We start from the raw sequence: 19,445 nt of genomic DNA, 5'->3' as shown, positions 1-19,445 counted from the left end.
TGTGTGGTTGGGGCGCCGGGGGGGGGCCTGCGGCCCCTGGGGGCGTGCGGGCCGGGGGGGGTTGCGCCTTGGGTGTGCTCGCCTTTGCCCCCCCCCCCCCCCCCCCGCGCTCGCCAAACCGGCTGGCAGCCGGATCGATCTGGCCTGGGCCTCGCCTCGCCCCAGCGGGACGTCCTCTCTCTGGCGCTCGGCACGCTCGTCGAACTCGCCCGGTCGGCACCGGAGGACAGCGTCGCCGATTGACGCCCGCGGCGGTGAGCCGACCGTGGTCAAGGCCCACCAACTACTTCGGGCCCTGATCAACGCGGCCGTGGATGACGAGCTGGTCCGGCGCAAGCCATGCCGCATCAACGGAGCGGACCGCTACGACGTGCCCGAGCGGCCGGTCCAGGGGTAGAGGCACTGTGCTTCAAACGGTTCAAACGGTTCAAACGGCTGAAGTGGTTCGGCTGCAGGCCAGGAACGACTGGGGAGAGAGAGCGAAGCCCCGACAAGCAGGATGTCGGCGGTTCGAAACCGTCCGCGCCCACCAGTACGAAGACCCCGGCCTCGATCGGCCGGGGTCTTCGGCGTTCAGGCGCCCTCCGTCGCCGCCTTCTCCTCCTCGCGGGCGTGCTTGAGGCGCATGCGGGCGTCGACCTTGTGCTCGGTGGCGACCGCGGCCCAGAAGCGGTGGCAGGTGACGAACACGGCGAGCTCGCGCTCACGCTCGCGCAGCTTCTCGACCTCCGCCTGCTCGTCGGCCGTCCAGCCGGGGGAGGCGGGGCGCTCGATCTTGCGCCAGCCGTGGTCGTCGCTGAAGCCGTCCAGCGGCTCGACCGACCAGGGGAGCCGCTTCAGCAGGGCCAGCAGCTCGGCGCGGACCTGATGCAGCTCCTCCTGGCCGGCCAGGAGGTCACTCGGAAAGTCATAGGTCTCAGCCACGCGGCAATGCTACGCCTGTTCGATTTTGGGTTGCGAGTTTCTTCTGTCACTTCGCGACGCGAGCATGTCGTCAGGGGGGTGTGCCGTGAGTGGCACACCCCCCTGACGACGGTGCGAGGCCCGCGGGTTCAGCCCGCGGCGCAGGTCAGCCTGGCCCCTCCCCAGTCGGCGTGATCGTGGGCGTTGCCGTCGCCGCCGTCGTCCACGACGAGGTCCAGCTGCTGGGCGCCGCTGACGTCGAGGTCGATCGGCAGCGCGGCCGACGTCCCGGTCAGGACCGGGGTGGTGGTGAGCGTCCTGCCGTCGGCGACGACGCTGAAGGTCACCGACCCGTACGGGGCGACCTCGTCGTCGATGCCGGCGGTCGCGGTGAGACGGGTGCAGTTGCCGCCGAGGTAGAACGCCACGTCGCTGTGGGCGTGGGCGCCGATCCCCTTGGCGAACGGGGTGCCACGGAGGGTGATGGTCTGGCCGTCACCGGTGGCCTGCTCGCCGTTGGACATGTCCCGTTCCACCGGCCCCCAGCCGTTGGTGGCCGAAACGAACGACAGGTCGCTGAGATACGGGTTTCCGGTGGGCGGCGGGATCGGCACCTCCGTGCTCGCCGACCCGTAGGTCCAGTGCCGTACCCCGCCGCGGACGTAGGTGCCGAGCGGGGCGAACACGTTGGTGACGGGGGTGTCGGCGGCGGTGGGGGCGGTGACCGTCCAGGACGCCGTCACGGACGTGCCCGGGGCGACCTTGGGGAAGGTCACCGGTGTGGTGGCCGTGGCGGTCCATCCGGCGGGGGCGCCGGGCCGCAGAGTGAGGTCGCTGACCGTGTCCCCGCCCGCCGGGACGGTGAAGGTGGCCTTCAGCGTGCCGGACGCGCCGCGCTGGATCTGCTTCGGCAGGTCGGCGGTGAGGGTGGCGGGGGCGGGCGCCGGGCGGCTCACCGGGGTGACGCGCAGGTTGTCGAACTCGTCGGTCCGGTAGCCGACGACGCCGAGGCCGACCTGCCCGGCCGCGTAGGCCGAGTCGTCCACGGCGCCGACCCGTCGGCCGTCCACGACCGCGGTGATGGTGGTGCCGCTGAAGCCGAGGCTCAGGGTGTGCCAGCTGCGGGTGCCCAGCGCGTGCGTGGTCCCGTCGGCGAGCGTGGTCAGTTGCCCCTTGGTGTCGCTCTTGACGATCGACCACGCGCCGGTGTCGGAGACCCGCAGGAAGTACCCGGCCTGATGGGACTGCGGCCGCTGCTGCTCGCCGGCCCGGCCGATGAGTTCGACTGTGCCTCGCCGCGCCAGGTACACGTCGGAACTCACCGTGTAGTCACGCCAGGTGACGTCTCCGAGCAGGGCGAAAGCGTCGCTGTCGTCCTGCCACTCGATCGGCTTCTCGGCCGCCATCTGCCGCACGCATCGGCCGGTCCGGTCGCCTTCGCAGGGCGCGAGCTCGAACGCTCCCTGCATGTCGGAGAGGTACTTCGCCTCCCGGCCGGGGGCGGACCGCTCGAAGGTGTCGGTGTACGGAAGGGCGAGAGCGTGCCGCGACGGGCTCGACGCGGTGCCCTTTCCCTGACCGGAGGTGGTCGTCAGCGAGTAGACGTAGCCGGGCTTGAGGGTCACCGAGAACGAGCCGTCCCGCGGGGTGATGTCGGTTGTGTGCACGAAGTGGTCGGCGGGACTGTCCGAGTTCAGGTCGGTGGCCCAGACGTGCACGGTGGAGTCCGGCAGGCCTCCGGTGACGGTGAAGTTGGCGGTCTGCGCGCCGGCGGCCGTCGAGGTCTCGACGATGGTGCTGTACGCGGAGTCGTCCGGCGACTTCAGTGTGATGTAGCTGCCGTTCGTCCGGTCGCCGGCCAGGTAGCCGCTCGCGGAGTCCACGAACCGCCAGCCGGGCCGGGTGACCTGGGTCACCTGGGCGGTCGCCCACAGGCTCGTGCCCAGGCTGTAGGCGCCCGACCAGGGCTGGTTGGCCACGGCGAGACCGACGGTGTCGTAGGGCAGGTTCGGGTAGAGCGCGGCCAGCAGCGGCCAGTTCAGGTACGAGGTGAACTTGCCGTCGATGTAGCCGCGGGTGATCGAGCGGATCAGCGCGCCCGTCCCGGTGTTGTAGTCCTGGGAGCCGTTCTCGCTGGCCCACAGCGGTGTGCCGGTGTCCTGGGCGTTCGCGGAGCTGTAGCAGGTCACGGCGTCGCCGCCGTCACCGCCACTGCAGGGGTAGTGGACGCCCACGACGTCGACGGCGGAAGCGAACTTCGGGTCGCCGGCGATGTCGTCGGCGACGTCCAGCCCCGAGTCCGCCCCGACGACCTGGACCGGCAGGTGCTGGGCGGCGAGCGTGTCGTGCAGCTTCTCGTACCAGCCCTTGTCGTAGCCGCGTTCGTTCCAGCCGCCGAGGTAGTCGATGCTCAGGCCGTGTGTCTTGGCGCAGCCGAGCCAGTCGGTCAGGTAGTCGATCGTGTCCTGCGACCAGAAGTTCCCGCCGCCGGAGGTGTCGGTGGTGTTGCCGATCCAGCCCGGCGCTCCCCAGGCGAGGCCGTAGAGCTTGATGTGCGGGTTGCGCTTCCTGGCCTGCTCCATCAGCCACCACTCGTACCCGGAGTCGCAGTGCACGGTGCCTTTGGTGTGCTCGATGCTGGGCTCCGCGCCGTCGGTGGAGTTGGTGTCGCCGCCGATCTCGACCTTGAGCATCTGCAGGGAGGCGCCGTAGCCCGGCTTGAAGAGGTAGTCGAGGATCTGGCTGCGCTGCGGCTCCGGATAGTTGATGAGCAGCCGGGAGTTGCCACCGCCGCCGCTGATTGCCCCGATGCCGTCGAAGGTGCGTCCGGTGGCGGTGCCGTCCACGGTGATGGCGGTGTTGCCGGGGACCGGAGCCGTGCCGGTGAAGTCGATGCGGTCGACGGTCACCGCCGTGCCGCTGGAGGCCGGGTTCTTCCGGCCGGTCCAGGCCAGCTTGAACGTGTGGTTGCCGTCCGGCAGTTCCGGACTGGTCCACACGACGGCGTCGCCGGTCCGGGTCGCGCTGTAGAAGTCGACGTCGACGGGCGCCTGGCCGTCGATCGAGACGGCTCCGATGCCGTGGCCGGGGTCGGTCACTCCATGAAAGGTCAGCCGGGTTCCGGTGAAGTCGAAGGCGGCGAAGTCCCCGGAGTGGTCGGTCCAGCTGTTGGTGTCCTGATAGGGATCGGCGGGCGCGCCTTCGCCGCCGGCGTGGCCCCAGCCGGATCCCTCGTAGTCGAACTGGTCCTGGCCGGTGCCCTGGACCGAGTCGTCGACGGTGATCGAGGTGCCCTGGGGCGAGGGGTCCGCGGCGACGGGGCCCGCCACCGTGAGATAGGGAACGAGGAGCGCCGACGTGATGAACGCGGATCTGAGGAATCGGCGTGGGCGGTGGAGAAGGGATGGAGTCATGTGCTCTCCCTGGTGGGGCGTTGCAGTGTTCCCCCAGCGATGCATTTGCCTACAGCACTCCACGCACCTGCACAATCGTTTCGACAGGATCCAACAGAAACTCTCGTCATCTCGGGCCCCGGCGTGGCGGGGGACGGTGCAGACTGGGCGTATGTGCCGCAGCATCAAGACTCTTCGTCCGCCCGTCCTCCCCGAGGAAGCCACCGAGGACGAGATCAGGGCCGCCGCCCTTCAGTACGTGCGCAAGGTGTCCGGCTTCCGGGCTCCGGCCGCCCACAACCGCGAGGTGTTCGACCACGCGGTGGACGCCGTGGCGGCGGCCACGGCGGAGTTGTTGGCGGGGTTGGAGGTGCGGGGGAGTCGGGCGGTGGCCTCCGGCTGAGCGGTTGCCTCCGGCTGAGCGGTGGCCTCCGGCTGAGCGGGGTGGGCGTCGTTGGGGTTGGTGCCGTCTGTAGGCGCGGGTCCGTCGTGGCTTGTCGCGCAGTTCCCCGCGCCCCTTAAAAGCGCGGGTCGCGCCGTTGCGGTTGCGGTCGTTCCTGGCTGCGGGTGCGTCGTGGTTGATCGCGCAGTTCCCCGCGCCCCTTAAAAGCGTTGGGCGCGCCCGTGTGCTCTTAGAGGCGTGAGGAACTGCGCGACGGGCTAGAAGCGTGGGGCGCACCCGGGTGTTTTGAAGGGGCGCGGGGAACTGCGCGACAAGCCGCCACGCAGCCGCACTCACCCACCGGCGGGACCCGGCAGACGGGACTCGCCGGTCACGCGCGGAGTGCCCACGCCGCGCCCGCGCCCGCGCCGAACAGCGCCCCCACGGACACGGCCGTGGCGACCCACGACGTGCCCAGCCATTGGGCGCCGAAATAGCCGAGGGCGACGCTGTACGCGGCCCAGGCGATGCCCGCCAGGATGGACCAGGGCAGGAAGTCACGGACGCGGCGGTGCGCGGCGCCGGCGCCCAGGGAGACGACCGAGCGTCCGGCGGGGGCGAAGCGGGCGAGGACGACGAGGGCGCCGCCACCCCGGGCGAGGGCCGTGCCGAGACGTTCCTGCGCGGTGGTGAGACGACGGGAGCGGGCGATGGCGCGGTCCAGGCGCTCGCCGCCCCGCGAGGCCACGCGGTACGCCGCCATGTCACCGAGCACGGAGGCGGTCGCCGCGGAGAGCAGGAGGGCGAGGATGTCCGGGACGTCCTCCGCCCCCGTCGCCGTACCCGCCGCGGCCGCGGTCGCCGCCGCGACGACCAGGACGCCGCTCGGCAGGATCGGGAGGAAGACGTCCAGGAGGATGGAGGCGGCCACCACGGCGTAGATCCATGGGCCGGCGGTCAGCGACCCCACACTCTCAAGCACCGACAACTCCCCTGACTCCCCCGTGGGCCGCCGAGTCGCCGGGAGTACCGGGGCGGCCTGTGACAGCCAGACAGCGTACGCCCCGGGTGTGACGGACGGCTCACAGGGGCTCATGTATCCGTCACATGCCGTTCACCCGGTCGCCGCCCCGGAGGCGCGGGGTGCTTCGGCGTGCGCCGTCGGGTGATTCCGCTTATGTGAAAGCCGAGGAGAGGGTGTGGCCGGACTTCACCGTTGGTGCCGCCGTGACACGCGACGGCGCCCGCCTCCGCGGGGGCGGAGACGGGCGCCGGAGTACGCGGTTCGGGTCAGGCCGCCACGGGGGTCTGGTCCGAGGCGGGCTTCTTCGCGGACGCGGCCGAGCGGTTCGCGAACAACCGGTCGAGGCCGAAGGCGCCGGAGCCCGTGAAGACGAGCAGGAACATCGACCAGCAGTACATCGCGGCGCCCTCGCCCTTGTTCTCGATGGGCCACAGTGCCTGGGGCTGGTGGACCTTGAAGTACGCGTAGGCCATGGCGCCGGAGGCGATGAACGCCGCGGCACGGGTGCCGAGGCCGAGCAGCACCAACGTGCCGCCGACGAGTTCGATGGCGGCCGCGTACCAGTTGGGCCAGGCGCCGGTCTCGGCGGTGGCGCCGTTGCCGTCCACGCCGCCGAAGGCGCCGAAGAGCGACATGGCGCCGTGGCAGGCGAACAACAGGCCGATGACGATGCGGAACAGGCCGATGGCGTACGGCTGGGCGCTGTTGAGGCGTCCGGTCATGTGGGGGACTCCTTCGGTCTGGTTTCCCGGTCCCTTTGTGAAGGGCCGGTGGGGACGGATACCGAGCGGTAGCCCACGTTAGGTCGACCTAATCTATGCTTGCAAGTTCAACATTCAGCCATGCCTTTGCTTCCGTTTGGCGTTCCGTTTGCTGGTCGAGTGCGCGCAGAGCCGCTCGGGCCACCGCGTCCGCGTCGGACAGCGTGACCGAATCCACGCCGGGCCTGGCCCCGGCCGCGGTCACCCAGTGCACCCCCTCCGTCGGCACACCGAACGCGAACCGCCTTGCGTGGACAATGCCTTGACGGTCCATCAGATAGTACGGGCGAGGTGTCACGTCCACACCTCCCGTTTCGTAACCGTCGACGGTGTGCGGGCGGGCCTGACCCGTCCTCAGGAGCCGGGCAAGGAGCTCGTCGGCGGTCCGTCGCAGGTCCGGTTCCGGGAGGCGCGCCTCGATGAGGGTGGTCGCGCGGACGGCCGATCCGGGGATCTCGGGGGAGTGCGCGAGCCACGTCCCCTCGTCCGGCCGCACCTTCAGGTGCGGGCCCACCACCGTCAGGATCCCCGCCTCGATCAGGGCCGCCATCTCCTCGATGCGGCTGCGGGGCGGGCCGATGGAGAGGAAGGCGTTGAGCGGCGTGTACCAGCCGTCCAGGTGGTCGCGGCGGGAGGCACCGGACAGACCGCCGTGGTCGACGATCAGCCGGAGCTCGTTGCGCAGGTCCCGCAGCACGTCGAGCGCGGCCTTGAGCGGTCCGTCGACGTTGCCGAGCGCCGCCTCGGCCGCGTCCGCGCGGAGGTACGCGAGCAGCCAGTTCCGCCAGGCGTCGCGGTCGGGGAAGGTCTGGCCGGCGTACGGCCGTGAAACGCGGTCCCAGGACCAGCGGACGGCGCGCGGTATGCCGAACTCGTCGAGGACGGCCGCCTCTTGAGGACTGCGGTGGGCGGTGGGGAGGAAACGGTCGCGGAAGGAGTCGCGGAAGGAGACTAGGGCGGGGTGGCCGCGCAGTATCCCCTCGTAGTAGACCGTCTCGACCTCCTTCGCCACCAGCGGCCATATCTCCGTCAGGAAGTCAGGTGCCTCGCCCGAGTCCGCGCGCTTGCGCAGGCCCGCGATCACCTCGGGGGTGAGGACGAGCGGGGTGTGACGGCCGTACGGGCCCTTGGCGTTGTCGCCGCGCGCCTGGTACGGGATACCGCGCCGGGACCCCGCGTACAGGCGCGGCTCGCGCCCGGAGGGGACGTAGCGCGGGCCCTGCGGGCCGTGGACGAATCGGCCGCCGCGGCCGGTGGTCAACAGGGCCATGTGGTCGAAGAAGTTGAGGCCGAGGCCGCGCAGCAGGACGGGCTCGCCCGGGGCGAGGGGCGCGAGGTCCACGTCGGCCGGGTTGGCGGGCGGGATGTGCCGCAGTCCGTGGCGGCCGGCGTGCGACGTGAGTTCGCGCTGGACGCGGTCGGGGACCGTGGGCAGATGCCCCTGGGCGAGGACCACGGCGGACAGGCCGGTCAGGGTGCGGCCGGTGGACAGGGCGAGGGTCTGCAGGCCGTCGGGGGCGTCGTCCAGGCGGACCGCGCGGGCGGTGTGCGTCTCGACCCGTATCGCGGGCGGCGCCTGGCGTACCACCTCGGTGAAGACCCACTCCAGGTAGCGGCCGTACTGCGCGCGCGTCGGGTACTCGTCGGGGCCCAACTCGTCGGCCGCCCACGCGTGCAGGCTCGGCCCCGGACGGATCGGGCCCGAGCAGTCCACGCTCTCGTCGGTGAACAGGGTCACCTGCGAGGCCACGGTGTTCATGAGCAGGTGGGGCGACTGGGCGGTGCGCCAGACCCGCCCCGGGCCCGGGGGCGCCGGATCGATGACGTGGACGGTCAACTGGGTGCCGGGGCTGAGGAGTTCGGGAGCGGAGGCGCACAGGCGCTCCAGGACGCTGGTGCCGCGCGGGCCCGCGCCGACGAGGGCGACGGAGAGGGAGAGGGTCTCGGAGGGGTCCTCGGCGGGTGGGGCGGTCGCTGCGGACAAGGCGGGTGACTCCCGTGCGTGGGGGGCGCGATGCGGCACACCGTCCGCTGGAAGCGGACGGTCCGCCTCATCATGCCGTCGCACGGGGCCGGAGGAGAGCCCGGGGGACGCCGGGTGTGGGATGCCTCACGAGCATCACGGGCAACGGAAGCAACACCTGAACGTATGCAACGAAGAAACGCAAAAGCGGTTATCGGGGGGCGAGTTCGTACTCCGTCACCGTCTCCAGCCGGGGCCTGCCCTGCCGGGACGCCCGGGCCTGGTCGAGCCGCAGCCGGGCCGAGCGGCCGCGCAGGGTCAGCGTCATCAACTGGTTGCCGAACCACGGGCCGCCCGTGCGCCGCCAGTCGAGCGAGGGCCGCTCGCCCCGTCCGTGCCGCCCGAACCAGCGGCCCAGGACCCGCCCCGCGCCGCTCCAGCCGAAGCGGAAGCCGAGCCGGATCGAGAGCGGGATCGAGTTGTGCACGGGCGAGCAGGTCAGCTGCAGGACGCGGGCGTCGGGCCCGTCACCGGCCGGCCACGACGGTTCCGCGACGTACGCATGGTGCACGTCGCCGGAGAGCACGCACACGGTCGCCGGCGCCCGCTCGCCCGATCCGGCCTCGGCGATGAGCGCCGCCAGCGCCTCGAACGACGCGGGGAACGCCGCCCAGTGCTCCAGGTCGGCCCGCCGCCGCAGGTCCTCCCCGAACCGCGCCCACCGCTGTCCGCGCTCGCCCCGGCACAGGGCTGCGTTCCAGGCCTCGGCGTCGTGCACCAGGTGGGGCAGCAGCCAGGGGAGCGAGGTGCCGATGAGCAGGTGGTCGTACGAGCCGGGGTCGTCCAGCACCTGCTCGCGCAGCCACCGCTCCTCGCCCGGGTCCAGCATCGAGCGGCTGCCCTCGTCGAGGACGCGCGCGGCCCGGGTGTCGACCATCAGCACACGGACGCGCCCGAAGTCGCGGCGGTAGCTCCAGCGGACCGAGGAGGGGTCGTGGTCGGCCCTGGCGGCGTGGGCGCGCAGCAGGTCCGTGCCGTCGGGGGCGCCGCGGACGGCGGCGTACAGCGGGTCGGCGGCCAGTTCGGCGGGGGAGAGGTTGCCCAGGTGCTGGTGGACCCAGTACGACATCAGCCCGCTCAGCAGCCGTTCGCGCCACCAGGGGGTGGCCCGCATGTCGGCGAGCCAGGAGGCGCTGGTGTTCCAGTCGTCGATGACGTCGTGGTCGTCGAAGATCATGCAGCTCGGGACGGTGGAGAGCAGCCAGCGCACCTCCGGGTCGAGCCAGGACTCGTAGTAGAGGTGCGTGTACTCCTCGTAGTCCGCGACCTGGTCGCCGGGCGGCTCGGAGAGGTCGCGGCGGGCGGCGAGCCAGCGGCGGGTCGCGGCCGACGTCTCGTCCGCGTACACCTGGTCGCCCAGCAGCAGGAGCACATCGGGGCGCTCGGCCGCGGGGTCGGTGGCGATACGGGCGGCGAGGGTGTCCAGCGCGTCCGGGCCCACCGGGTCGTTCTCGTCCTCGGGAGGGGCGGCCCAGCGGCAGGAGCCGAAGGCGACGCGGACACCGTCCCCGTCGGGGGTGCGGATCTCGGAGGCGGGGAAGGGCGAGTCGGCCAGGGGCCACACGGGGGCTCCGTCGAGAAGGACCTCGTACGCCGACGCCGTGCCGGGACGCAGGCCCGTCACCTGGACCAGCGCGTAGTGATGGCCCGCCACCTGGAAGGTGCGGGCCTCGCCGCGCGCTCCGCCTGAGCAGCGCACCTCGGCGGTGCACGGACGGCTCGTCTCGACCCATACGGTCGCGGACGAGTCGTCCACGTATCTCAGCAGTGGTCCCAGCCGCAGCCCCGCCATCGGCGATCACTCTCCTCCGTCGACCCGTACGGTACGGAACGACGGAGGTGAGCGGGGAGGTTCCGGTGGTTCCGTTTTGGTCGCGGTGAGGCCCGGGCGGGCGTGGGGGGGAAGGCCCGGGCCTCACCGCGGTCCGTGGGCGGCCGGGTCTGGCGGAACCCGGCCGGGACCAGAGGTCCACAGGATCAGAGGACTAGCGGACCAGAGGACCAGAGCACCACAGGATCAGAGGGCAGGATCAGAGGGAAGGAACGGTTCAGCAGCTGGCCAGGTAGTTCGTCAGGGCGCTCTTCTCGGCCGAGTCGACCGACAGGTCGTAGTAGTACTTCACCTGGACCCAGGCGCGGACGTACGTGCAGCGGTACGCGGTGCGTGACGGCATCCAGGTGGCCGGGTCCTGGTCGCCCTTCGCCTGGTTGACGTTGTCCGTGACGGCGATGAGCTGCGGGCGGGTGAGGTCGTTGGCGAAGGCCTGGCGCTCGGAGGTGGTCCAGCTGTCGGCGCCGGAGTCCCAGGCCTCGGCGAGCGGGACGAGGTGGTCGATGTCGAGGTCGGAGGCGGCGGTCCAGGTGGCGCCGTCGTACTGGGAGTACCAGCTGCCGCTGGTGGAGGCGCAGGCGGAGTCGGTGACGACGTTCGTGCCGTCGCGCTTGAGGACCGTCTCGCGGGTGTTGCAGGAGCCGCTGATGGTGATCCAGTGCGGGAACAGATCACGGTCGTAGCCCGTGCGGTCCTCGGTCGCCACGGTCAGGGTGGCGAGGTAGGAGCGCGCGGTGGCGGCGCTGATCGGGGTCGGGAGCGCGGCGGAGGCGCTCGGGCCGTTGAAAAGTCCGGCCGTGGCTATGAGGCCGGTCATGGCAGCGAGTACACTGAGGCGTCGACGCGCGTAGAACTTGCGCATGCGAACTCCCTTGGGGGTGGGGGCGGTTGCGGTGCGAGCAACGGAACTCTCGCGGCGCTCTGTTTCCGTCAGGTGAGCTTCCGGTGAGAAGTTAATGACGTGCCCATGACAGAACAAGTGCTTGGCGTGTGCGGGTTTCCTGTGAGTTTTCCGGGACCCGCTCTGACCTGCCCTTTTGCGGAAGGTGACGCAGGGGGCGGCGGATAGGCCCTCTGCGGGGTGTCGGGGGCGTCCCGTACGATGGGTGGCGCAGAAGGGGAGTAGCTCTTCGCCGGACCGTCGACATACTGCTCAGCTCAGCTGGGCCGGCGCCCGGAGGCGGGCCCCGTTACGGGGCCGCCCAGCGAGACCTTCGGCAAGCAGTGCACTGCCCGTGCCGTCCGGTGCGGGTGTTCGCCCGTGCTCATCGGCGCGGGTTTTCCGTGTGTGCTGCCGTGCCGAGGTGTCGCGACAGCGGATGATCTTCTCGGTGGGGCAGCCCGACCGATTGAGAGATCGTGATCAGTTTCAGTGTCCTGGCGTTCGTCTTCGGCCTTGTCTTCATCTCCGAACTTCCCGACAAGACCGCGCTCGCCAGCCTCGTCCTGGGGACCCGCTACCGCGCCTCGTACGTCTTCGCCGGGGTCGCCGCCGCCTTCGCCGTCCATGTCACGCTCGCCGTCGCGGCCGGCAGTGTGCTGACGCTCCTGCCGGAACGGATCCTGTCCGCGATCACCGGTGTGCTGTTCCTCGGTGGCGCGGCGGTACTGCTGCTCAAGAAGGACGACGCGGAGGACGACGCGGAGGTCCGCAACCCCGAGGGCCAGTCCTTCTGGAAGGTCGCGGGAGCGGGTTTCATGCTGATCCTGGTCGCCGAGTTCGGCGATCTCACGCAGATCATGACGGCCAACCTCGCGGCTCGCTACGACGATCCGCTCTCCGTGGGCCTCGGGGCCGTGCTCGCGCTCTGGGCGGTGGGCGGGCTCGGCATCGTGGGGGGTCACGCGCTGATGAAGCGGGTGCCGTTCCGGCTGATCAGCCGGGTCGCGGCGCTGGTGATGGTGGGGCTGGGGGCGTGGAGTGTGTACGAGGCCGTTGCCGGGTGAGGGCGCGCGGGTGAACTCGGGGTGGCGCGGGGTGCGGCTTCCGTGAAGGCGCAGCTCGCAAGTGGTGGCGCGGCGTGGAGCTGTTTTGTATCGTGGAGGAACAAAGTGGTTCCCGCCCGTTTTCCCTGACCGGCGGGCGGGGCCACCTTGTCCTTCCGGGGCCGTTCGCGGCCCCCTTCCCGTCTCCTGGAGCATGCCGATGACGGCCACCACCGTTCTGACCGCCCGCGCCCTCCTGCTCGACATGGACGGCACCCTCGTCAACTCGGACGCCGTCGTGGAACGGATCTGGCGCCGCTGGGCCGACCGGCACGGGCTCGACGGCGACGAGGTCATGAAGGTGGCGCACGGGCGGCAGGGCTACGCCTCCATGGCCGTGCTGCTGCCTCACCGGCCGATGGAGCAGAACCACGCGGACAACGCGCGGATGCTGGCCGAGGAGACCGCGGACACGGACGGTGTCGTGGAGATACCGGGGGCGGGGGCGTTTCTGGCCTCGCTGGCCGGGGTGCCGCATGCGCTCGTGACGTCGGCGGATGTCGCGTTGTCCACCGCGCGGATGGGGGCGGCCGGGTTGCCGTTGCCTGAGGTGCGGGTCACCGCGGAGTCCGTGGGGGCGAGCAAGCCGGACCCCGAGGGGTTCCTGAAGGGGGCCGCGGAGTTGGGGGTCGCTCCCGCGGACTGCCTGGTGTTCGAGGATTCGGGGGCCGGGATAGCGGCGGGGCGCTCCGCGGGGATGCGGGTGGTGGGGGTTGGGCCCCGGGCCCGGGTTCATGGGCCGGATGTGTGGGTGCCGGATCTGACGGGTGTTGCGGTGGATGTGGCGGACGGGGGTGGCGTACGGGTGCGGGTGTGGTGAGCTTGTTTGTTGGTTCGCTTGCTCGCTCGCTTGTTCGCCCCATCGTTTGAGGGTGCGGGTGGTGGTGGGTTTTTTGCGCAGTTTCCCGCGCCCCTGATGGGGTGGCTGGTGTTGGTTTGGATCCGCGGGTCCGCTGTGGCTTGTCGCGCCGTTCCCCGCGCCCCTACGGCTCCTTCGTTTCTGACTCCAGTTCGTCTCTTGTGGCTCCGCCGTAGACGCCCGGGTCGTCATCGTCCACGCCGCGGGTGAACTGGTACTGGCGTACCGACGCTTCCACCTGTTCGTCGAAGTTCTCGTCGATGTCGCCCAGGTAGATGGCCAGTTGGCGGAGGCGGAGCTGGAGTTCGGTGACCTCGGGGCCGTCGTCGCCGAGGCGGAGGGTCTGGGGGCGGCGTTGGTCGTCGGTCTCGTCGGAGCCCGGGGCCTTCGGGGTGGTGGCGTCGGCGGAGGGGGCGGCCCGGGTCGGCGTCGGCGAGGGGGACGAGGGGCGCGCCGAGTCGCGGGGCTCGGAAGGGGAGGGGGCCGCGCTCGTGCTCGACGGTGCGGGAGTGGTGTTGGACGCGGCGGGTGTCGACGGGGTCGCCCCGGAGGGCTCCGTCGGTGAGGCCTCGCCGTCCGTCGACGTGTCCGGGACGCTCGCCCGATGATCGTCCGGCAGCGCCTGGTCACGGGTGGGCGCCTTGTAGGAGAAGAGGCCGCTGGCGAAGCCCGCGGCGGCCAGGACGGTCGCGACGGCTCCGGCGACCGCGAGCGTCATGCGTCGGCGGCTGCGCCGGCCGCGGCGGGGGACGCGCTCGGGAGGCGACGGGGGCGTGGGCTCCGTGAGTCGAGGCTCGTTGGAGCCGGAGGGTCCGGAAGGGGCGGAGGGATCGGGGGGTCCGTCCTCGAAGAGTTGTACGTCGGCCGAGTCCGGGCGGGTCGTCGTGGACGCCACCGGCATGGCCAGGGTGGGGATGTCGTCGGGTTGTTGTTGCTGTTGTTGTTTCTGCTGTTGCTGAGAGGGAGTGGCAGGTGCGCCGGTCGGGGGACCGTCCGGTTCGCCGCCCAGTTCCACGTACGGGCGTATGCGTAAGGGGTCGAAGTCCTCGGCCGCCGCCGCCTCCGCCGTGCGGGCGTCGCGCAGGGCCTCCGAGGCGCGGCGGTTGCACGAGCAGGACGGAGTGCCGTCCAGAGCGCGCGGTGCCGCGCACTCCGGGCAGGTGTGGCCGTGCGGTTCGCCGCCGTTGCCGCTTGCTTCACTCACGTGTGGTCCCTCCCCGTACGAACTCCAGAAATTATGCAGATCTCGCGCACAGAATCTCCCAGGCGCCCCGGGAATCGGCGATTCGGCCATGACTCAACAGGCCATAACAGGTCACACCGACCACGATGGAGAGGAAGCTGGAGGCGGGACGGACAGGAGTCCCGCCCCCTCGGGAGGTCCGCATGGCGTCAGGAATGTCGGGAGCACCGGGAACACCTGGAACACCGGGAACACCGGGAACGGGCCTGGTCCCTGGCGGCGGCCCCGCGTCCGGCGGGGCCGCCGCCACGGAGCGCGCGAACCGTGGTGTTCTGGTCTCCATCGGTGCCCTGTTGATGGGCATGCTGCTCGCCGCACTCGATCAGACCATCGTGTCGACCGCGCTGCCGACGATCGTCAGCGACCTCGGCGGGCTGGAGCACCTGTCCTGGGTGGTCACCGCGTATCTGCTGGCCTCCACCGCCGCCACCCCGCTGTGGGGGAAGCTCGGCGACCAGTACGGCCGCAAGAAGCTCTTCCAGGCGGCCATCGTCATCTTCCTCGTGGGGTCCGCGCTGTGCGGGATGGCGCAGAACATGCCCCAGCTGATCGGCTTCCGTGCGCTCCAGGGACTCGGTGGCGGCGGGCTCATGGTGCTGTCCATGGCGATCGTCGGCGACATCGTCCCGCCGCGTGAACGAGGCAGGTACCAGGGGCTGTTCGGGGCCGTCTTCGGCGCGACCAGCGTGCTCGGGCCGCTGCTCGGCGGGCTGTTCACCGAGCATCTGAGCTGGCGTTGGGTGTTCTACGTCAACCTGCCGGTCGGGGCCGTCGCGCTCGTCGTCATCGCCGCCGTGCTGCGCATACCCGGCCGCGCCACGCGGCACGTCATCGACTACCTCGGTACGTTCCTCATCGCGTCCGTCGCCACCTGTCTGGTCCTCGTCGCCTCCCTCGGCGGCACGACCTGGGCGTGGGGCTCGCCCCAGATCGTCGGGCTGGCCGTGCTCGGGGTGGTGCTGGCCGCCGTGTTCGTCGCCGTGGAGCGAAGGGCCGCCGAGCCCGTCCTGCCGCTGAAGCTGTTCCGGGTCCGGACGTTCACGCTGTCCGCGGTCATCAGTTTCGTCGTCGGCTTCGCCATGTTCGGCGCGATGACGTACCTGCCGACGTTCCTCCAGGTCGTCCAGGGCGTCTCGCCCACCCTGTCCGGCGTCCACATGCTTCCGATGGTGTTCGGCCTGCTGCTCGCGTCCACCGCCTCCGGACAGATCGTCAGCCGTACCGGCCGCTGGAAGGTGTTCCCCATCGCGGGCACCGCCGTCACCACGCTCGGTCTGCTGCTGCTCCACCAGCTCGACGAGAACAGCTCCGACGCCGAGATCAGCGCGTACTTCTTCGTCTTCGGCCTGGGCCTCGGCCTCGTCATGCAGGTGCTGGTGCTGATCGTGCAGAACGCGGTGCCGTACGAGGACCTGGGCGTCGCCACGTCCGGCGCGACCTTCTTCCGGGCGATCGGCGCCTCGTTCGGCGTGGCCATCTTCGGCTCGGTCTTCGCGAGCCGCCTGGCCGACAAGCTGGCGGCGGCACTCGGGGGCGCGCGGCTCCCGCCCGGCGTCACCCAGGACTCGCTGCGCGCCGACCCGCGCGGCATCGCAGGACTCCCGCCCGCCCTCCGCTCCGACGTCCTCCACGCCTACGCCTCCTCCATCACGGACGTCTTCCTGTACGCGGCGCCGGTCGCCCTCCTCGGCTTCGTGCTGGCCTGGTTCCTGCGCGAGGACCGGCTGCGGGGCTCGGTGACGGCCCCGGACATCACCGAGACGCTGGCGAGCAACCCGGTCGAGCGGTCGTCGTACGACGAGGTCTGCCGGGCCCTGTCGCTGCTCGGCTCCCGGGAGGGGAGGCGGCGGATCTACGAGAAGATCACCGCGCGGGCGGGCTACGACCTGCTGCCGGCGGCGAGCTGGCTGCTGCTCAGGATCAGGAAGTACGGCCGTGCCGAGCCCGCGCTGCTGGCGGAGCGCAGCCCGGTGCCGCTGGACGTCGTCCTCGCCGCGTCCCGTCAGGTCGAGGAGCGTCGCCTCGCCCGCCGCGAGGGCCCCGACCTCGTGCTCACCGACACCGGCCACGAGGCCGCCGACCGGCTGTCCCGGGCCCGCGAGGAGTCCCTCGCCGAACTCCTCGGCGACTGGTGGGGCCCGGACCGCCCCACCGACCTGGTGCAGTTGGTGGCGGAACTGAACGCCGAGCTGTGCGGCTCCGACGCGGAGCGGCCCCATGGCGACGGCCCGGGCACACGACCGCCGCCCGGCCGCGGGGCCAGACGCCGCCCGATCGGTGAGAACCTCTAGGGTCCTGGCTGCCGAGGTCCGGAGCTGCCGAGGTCCGGAGCTGCCGAGGCCTGGAGCTGCCGAGGCCTGAAGCTGCCGAGGTCCGGAGCTGCCGAGGTCCTTCAGCTGGTCAGGTGGTCAGGCTCTTCCTGAACCAGTGCTCGGCGTAGAGCTGCTGGTTGTGGGGCTCGGTCTCCTCGTAGCCGAGCCGGGCGTACAGCGCGCGGGCCTCCACGAGGTCGCCGCGAGTGTCCAGCACGATCCGCTCGGCCCCCAGGGAGCGCGCCGCGTCCTCGGCGGCACCCACGAGCAGCGCTGCCCCGCCCCTGCCCCGCGCCCTCTCGTTCAGGAAGACCCGCTTGAGCTCCGCCGTGACGGGGTCCAGCATCCGTACGCCCGCGGTGCCCACGGGTTCGCCCTCGTACCGCGCCACGAGCAGCAGCCCGCCGGGCGGGGCCAGGTAGTCGCCGGTGTCCGCCGCGACCTCGCGCTCCAGTTCGTCCGCGTCCGTCCGGCGCCCCTCGTGCAGCAGGTACCAGCGGTCGCTGACCTCGGTGTAGTACGCCCTCCAGAGCGCGGCGGCGACGGGGGAGTCGTGAGGCTCGGGGGCGATGGACCAGGCGGTGGTCGTGAGGGAGGTCATGCGGGTCATTGTCGGGAGGGGGCGCCGGGAGGCCGCAAACGATTAATCACGCGCTCGCCGGTCATCGGTGGTCACCTGAGGGCCCGCAGACGGATGTGGGTGACCTCGGGGGAGTCGAGGACCGCCGTCTTCTCCCACTCGATGTGCTTCTCGCCCAGGTCGTCGAAGAGGCGGGTGCCGGTGCAGGCCAGGACGGGGACGACGTGGAGGAGGAGTTCGTCGAGGAGCCCGGCCCGGATGAACTGCCGGACCAGGTGCGCGCCTCCCGCCAGCGAGACGTCCTTGTCCCCGGCTGCCTCGCGGGCCCGGTCGAGGGCGTGTTCGAGGCCCTCGGTGACGAAGGTGAACGTGGTGCCGCCGTCCTTGTGGAGGGTCTCGCGGGGGTGGTGGGTGACGACGAACACCGGGCTGTGGAACGGCGGGTTGTCCCCCCACGGCTGCTCGCCGGTGAGGTACATGTGGCGGCCCATGACCACCGCTCCCAGGCGGGCGTTCCAGTCGGCCAGCAGCCGGGAGTCCGCGTTGTCGACGCCACCCGTCATGCCCTGGGCCTCGCGGAAGGCCCGCAGGTCGTACACCCAGCGGTGCAGGCGCTCGCCGCCGATGCCGAGCGGGTGCTCGACGCCGGAGTCCGGGCCGGCGACGTAGCCGTCCAGGGACATGGCCAGCCGTGCGATGACCTTGCTCATGGGTGACCTCCACGGTCCTCGGTGCCGGGTGCTGAACCCCGGCTCTCACCCTGTGCGTCGAACGGCCCGTCCGCGAATCGACACGGCGCGGCAGGAATCGTGAACAGTTTGAGAAGGGACGTCCGGGCAACCCGGAGCGGAAACCGACCCATCGGGTCGAAAACCCGGAAGGCATCCATGTCCACAGGCATGATCATCGCTCTGATCGTGATCGTGGCGGTCGTGGTCGTCGTCGCGGCCGCCTTGACCCTGCGCAATCGAAACGCTCCCGGCGGCCACGGGCTGCGGCGGCGCTTCGGGCCCGAGTACGAACGGGCCCTGGCCCGGCACGACGGCGACACCAGGGCCACGGAGCACGAGCTCGCGGAGCGGGTGAAGCGGCACGGCTCCCTGCGGACCCGGCCGCTGGAGCCCGCGGAACGCGAGCGGTTCGAGGCCCGCTGGGCGGCGGTCCAGGAACGCTTCGTCGACTCGCCGCCGGAGGCGGTCGCCGAGGCGGACCGGCTGCTCGACGAGCTGGCGGGAGCGCGCGGCTACCCCGACGGCGGGCGCTACGACGAGCAGCTCGACGCGCTGTCCGTGCACCACGCGCACCACGTCCACGGCTACCGGAGGGTGCACCACGTCGTGCACACACCGGCCGGTGACGGTGCCGCCGGTCACGCGGGTACGGAGGACATGCGCGAAGCCCTGGTAGAGGCCCGCGCTCTGTTCGACGACCTCGTGACGTCGAACCGCCACGAGACGAAGACCGACCGAGGCTCCAGGCAGGCGCCCGCGCGCACGAACAGCCGGGCCCACCTGCCGTGGGGAGTCACCAGGCGTCACGCGAAGGGGAGTTGAGGGGAGTTGAGGGGGATGGAAGACAAGGCGAGGCCCGGCGAGGGCCGTGAGGGCGTCAAGGACGTCAAGGACGTCAAGGGTGCTGAGTCCATGAAGGGCGCTGAGGGCATCAAGGGCGTCGAGGGTTCGCACCGCCGGGACCCGGCGCTGACGGGACACGACGTCCCCGCGGGCCTGGCGGAGCCGGAGGCTCCGCACGCGACCGGTCGGCCGGCGTCGGCGTCGGCGTCGGCGTCCGCGGGCTCCGTACGTGAGACTCCGCTGCTGCCCCACGAAGAGACGGACAAGTACTCGATGCGGTTGCAGCACGCGGTCGGGGAGTTCGTCGACGGGCCACGGGGCGCCGTGGAGGAGGCGGATCATGTGCTGGAGGAGGTCGCGTCGCGCCTCACGGACGCCCTGACGCAGCGGCGCCGCACGCTCCGTATGTCCTGGCAGTCCACGGGTGAGGGCAGGGCCGCGGAGATGGACACGGAGCAGCTTCGGCTGGCGTTGCGTGACTATCGGGAGCTGACTGAGCGGTTGTTGAGGACGTAGCGGTTGCGTGTTTCCGCTTGCCGCGCCTGACGTGGCGGTACGGTGACGGGTCGCGTCCC

16 protein-coding genes and 1 pseudogene are annotated in these 19,445 nt (G+C 71.4%); 7 read left to right on the top strand and 10 right to left on the bottom strand.

What is annotated here, in order from left to right:
- Positions 1–238: 238 nt before the first annotated feature.
- Positions 239–388, top strand: a pseudogene (locus AB0959_RS14185) (site-specific integrase); the annotation flags it as partial.
- Positions 389–573: 185 nt separating this feature from the next.
- Here the strand turns inward: AB0959_RS14185 and AB0959_RS14180 are convergent.
- Complete coding sequence (locus AB0959_RS14180) at positions 574–924, bottom strand: hypothetical protein (RefSeq protein ID WP_366826658.1); 351 nt, start codon at positions 922–924, stop codon at positions 574–576.
- Between the two features lie 128 nt (positions 925–1,052).
- Positions 1,053–4,316, bottom strand: coding sequence for an NPCBM/NEW2 domain-containing protein (locus tag AB0959_RS14175; protein WP_366826657.1), 3,264 nt, complete (start codon positions 4,314–4,316; stop codon positions 1,053–1,055).
- 151 nt (positions 4,317–4,467) lie between these two features.
- Here AB0959_RS14175 and AB0959_RS14170 point away from each other — a divergent pair, with 151 nt between their 5' ends.
- On the top strand, positions 4,468–4,698 hold the full coding sequence (locus tag AB0959_RS14170) for a DUF2277 domain-containing protein (RefSeq protein ID WP_366826656.1): 231 nt from the start codon (positions 4,468–4,470) through the stop codon (positions 4,696–4,698).
- Between the two features lie 370 nt (positions 4,699–5,068).
- Here AB0959_RS14170 and AB0959_RS14165 read toward each other — a convergent pair whose 3' ends face one another.
- The 5 genes from AB0959_RS14165 to AB0959_RS14145 form a co-directional block, all read right to left on the bottom strand.
- Positions 5,069–5,659, bottom strand: coding sequence for a VTT domain-containing protein (locus AB0959_RS14165; protein ID WP_366826655.1), 591 nt, complete (start codon positions 5,657–5,659; stop codon positions 5,069–5,071).
- A gap of 308 nt (positions 5,660–5,967) precedes the next feature.
- Positions 5,968–6,423, bottom strand: coding sequence for a DoxX family protein (locus tag AB0959_RS14160; protein ID WP_366826654.1), 456 nt, complete (start codon positions 6,421–6,423; stop codon positions 5,968–5,970).
- An 88-nt stretch (positions 6,424–6,511) separates the two neighbouring features.
- Entirely contained in the window at positions 6,512–8,446 is a 1,935-nt protein-coding gene (locus tag AB0959_RS14155) for an FAD/NAD(P)-binding protein (RefSeq protein ID WP_366826653.1), read from the bottom strand.
- Positions 8,447–8,636: 190 nt separating this feature from the next.
- Positions 8,637–10,277, bottom strand: coding sequence for an alkaline phosphatase D family protein (locus tag AB0959_RS14150; RefSeq protein WP_366826652.1), 1,641 nt, complete (start codon positions 10,275–10,277; stop codon positions 8,637–8,639).
- A gap of 256 nt (positions 10,278–10,533) precedes the next feature.
- Entirely contained in the window at positions 10,534–11,178 is a 645-nt protein-coding gene (locus AB0959_RS14145; RefSeq protein ID WP_366826651.1) for an HNH endonuclease family protein, read from the bottom strand.
- 497 nt (positions 11,179–11,675) lie between these two features.
- Here AB0959_RS14145 and AB0959_RS14140 point away from each other — a divergent pair, with 497 nt between their 5' ends.
- Positions 11,676–12,263, top strand: a complete 588-nt coding sequence (locus tag AB0959_RS14140) for a TMEM165/GDT1 family protein (RefSeq protein WP_366826650.1) — start codon at positions 11,676–11,678, stop codon at positions 12,261–12,263.
- 193 nt (positions 12,264–12,456) lie between these two features.
- Positions 12,457–13,122: an HAD family hydrolase gene (locus AB0959_RS14135; protein ID WP_366826649.1), complete on the top strand. Its 666-nt coding sequence runs from the start codon at positions 12,457–12,459 to the stop codon at positions 13,120–13,122.
- 163 nt (positions 13,123–13,285) lie between these two features.
- Here AB0959_RS14135 and AB0959_RS14130 read toward each other — a convergent pair whose 3' ends face one another.
- Positions 13,286–14,365 (bottom strand): peptidoglycan-binding protein, encoded by a 1,080-nt coding sequence (locus tag AB0959_RS14130; RefSeq protein ID WP_366826648.1) that lies wholly within the window; start codon positions 14,363–14,365, stop codon positions 13,286–13,288.
- A gap of 182 nt (positions 14,366–14,547) precedes the next feature.
- On the opposite strand from AB0959_RS14130, the gene AB0959_RS14125 reads away from it, so the two are divergent.
- The gene (locus AB0959_RS14125; RefSeq protein WP_366826647.1) at positions 14,548–16,695 is read left to right on the top strand and encodes an MFS transporter; all 2,148 of its coding nucleotides are present in this window, start codon (positions 14,548–14,550) and stop codon (positions 16,693–16,695) included.
- Positions 16,696–16,804: 109 nt separating this feature from the next.
- On the opposite strand, the gene AB0959_RS14120 is transcribed toward AB0959_RS14125, so the two are convergent.
- Positions 16,805–17,317, bottom strand: a complete 513-nt coding sequence (locus tag AB0959_RS14120; protein ID WP_366826646.1) for a GNAT family N-acetyltransferase — start codon at positions 17,315–17,317, stop codon at positions 16,805–16,807.
- A 71-nt stretch (positions 17,318–17,388) separates the two neighbouring features.
- Positions 17,389–18,006 carry a dihydrofolate reductase family protein gene (locus AB0959_RS14115; RefSeq protein WP_366826645.1) on the bottom strand — a complete coding sequence of 206 codons (618 nt, stop codon included), beginning with the start codon at positions 18,004–18,006 and terminating at the stop codon, positions 17,389–17,391.
- A gap of 177 nt (positions 18,007–18,183) precedes the next feature.
- Between AB0959_RS14115 and AB0959_RS14110 the strand changes: the two genes are divergently transcribed.
- Positions 18,184–18,849, top strand: a complete 666-nt coding sequence (locus tag AB0959_RS14110; protein ID WP_366826644.1) for a hypothetical protein — start codon at positions 18,184–18,186, stop codon at positions 18,847–18,849.
- 15 nt (positions 18,850–18,864) lie between these two features.
- The gene (locus AB0959_RS14105) at positions 18,865–19,386 is read left to right on the top strand and encodes a hypothetical protein (protein WP_366826643.1); all 522 of its coding nucleotides are present in this window, start codon (positions 18,865–18,867) and stop codon (positions 19,384–19,386) included.
- Positions 19,387–19,445 lie beyond the last annotated feature (59 nt).

This window comes from Streptomyces sp. NPDC046862 (assembly GCF_040704615.1).
Taxonomy (GTDB): domain Bacteria; phylum Actinomycetota; class Actinomycetes; order Streptomycetales; family Streptomycetaceae; genus Streptomyces.
The sequence above is the reverse complement of the archived record's forward strand: the minus strand, read 5'-3'. Positions and strand labels throughout refer to the sequence as shown.

Excerpts from the sequence above, each read along its gene's own strand:
- AB0959_RS14175 (WP_366826657.1), bottom strand. The coding sequence starts at position 4,316 with ATGACTCCATCCCTTCTCCACCGCCCACGCCGATTCCTCAGATCCGCG.
- AB0959_RS14125 (WP_366826647.1), top strand. The coding sequence starts at position 14,548 with ATGGCGTCAGGAATGTCGGGAGCACCGGGAACACCTGGAACACCGGGA.
- AB0959_RS14160 (WP_366826654.1), bottom strand. The coding sequence starts at position 6,423 with ATGACCGGACGCCTCAACAGCGCCCAGCCGTACGCCATCGGCCTGTTC.
- AB0959_RS14145 (WP_366826651.1), bottom strand. The coding sequence starts at position 11,178 with ATGCGCAAGTTCTACGCGCGTCGACGCCTCAGTGTACTCGCTGCCATG.
- AB0959_RS14150 (WP_366826652.1), bottom strand. The coding sequence starts at position 10,277 with ATGGCGGGGCTGCGGCTGGGACCACTGCTGAGATACGTGGACGACTCG.
- AB0959_RS14115 (WP_366826645.1), bottom strand. The coding sequence starts at position 18,006 with ATGAGCAAGGTCATCGCACGGCTGGCCATGTCCCTGGACGGCTACGTC.
- AB0959_RS14120 (WP_366826646.1), bottom strand. The coding sequence starts at position 17,317 with ATGACCTCCCTCACGACCACCGCCTGGTCCATCGCCCCCGAGCCTCAC.
- AB0959_RS14135 (WP_366826649.1), top strand. The coding sequence starts at position 12,457 with ATGCCGATGACGGCCACCACCGTTCTGACCGCCCGCGCCCTCCTGCTC.
- AB0959_RS14170 (WP_366826656.1), top strand. The coding sequence starts at position 4,468 with ATGTGCCGCAGCATCAAGACTCTTCGTCCGCCCGTCCTCCCCGAGGAA.
- AB0959_RS14110 (WP_366826644.1), top strand. The coding sequence starts at position 18,184 with ATGTCCACAGGCATGATCATCGCTCTGATCGTGATCGTGGCGGTCGTG.
- AB0959_RS14105 (WP_366826643.1), top strand. The coding sequence starts at position 18,865 with ATGGAAGACAAGGCGAGGCCCGGCGAGGGCCGTGAGGGCGTCAAGGAC.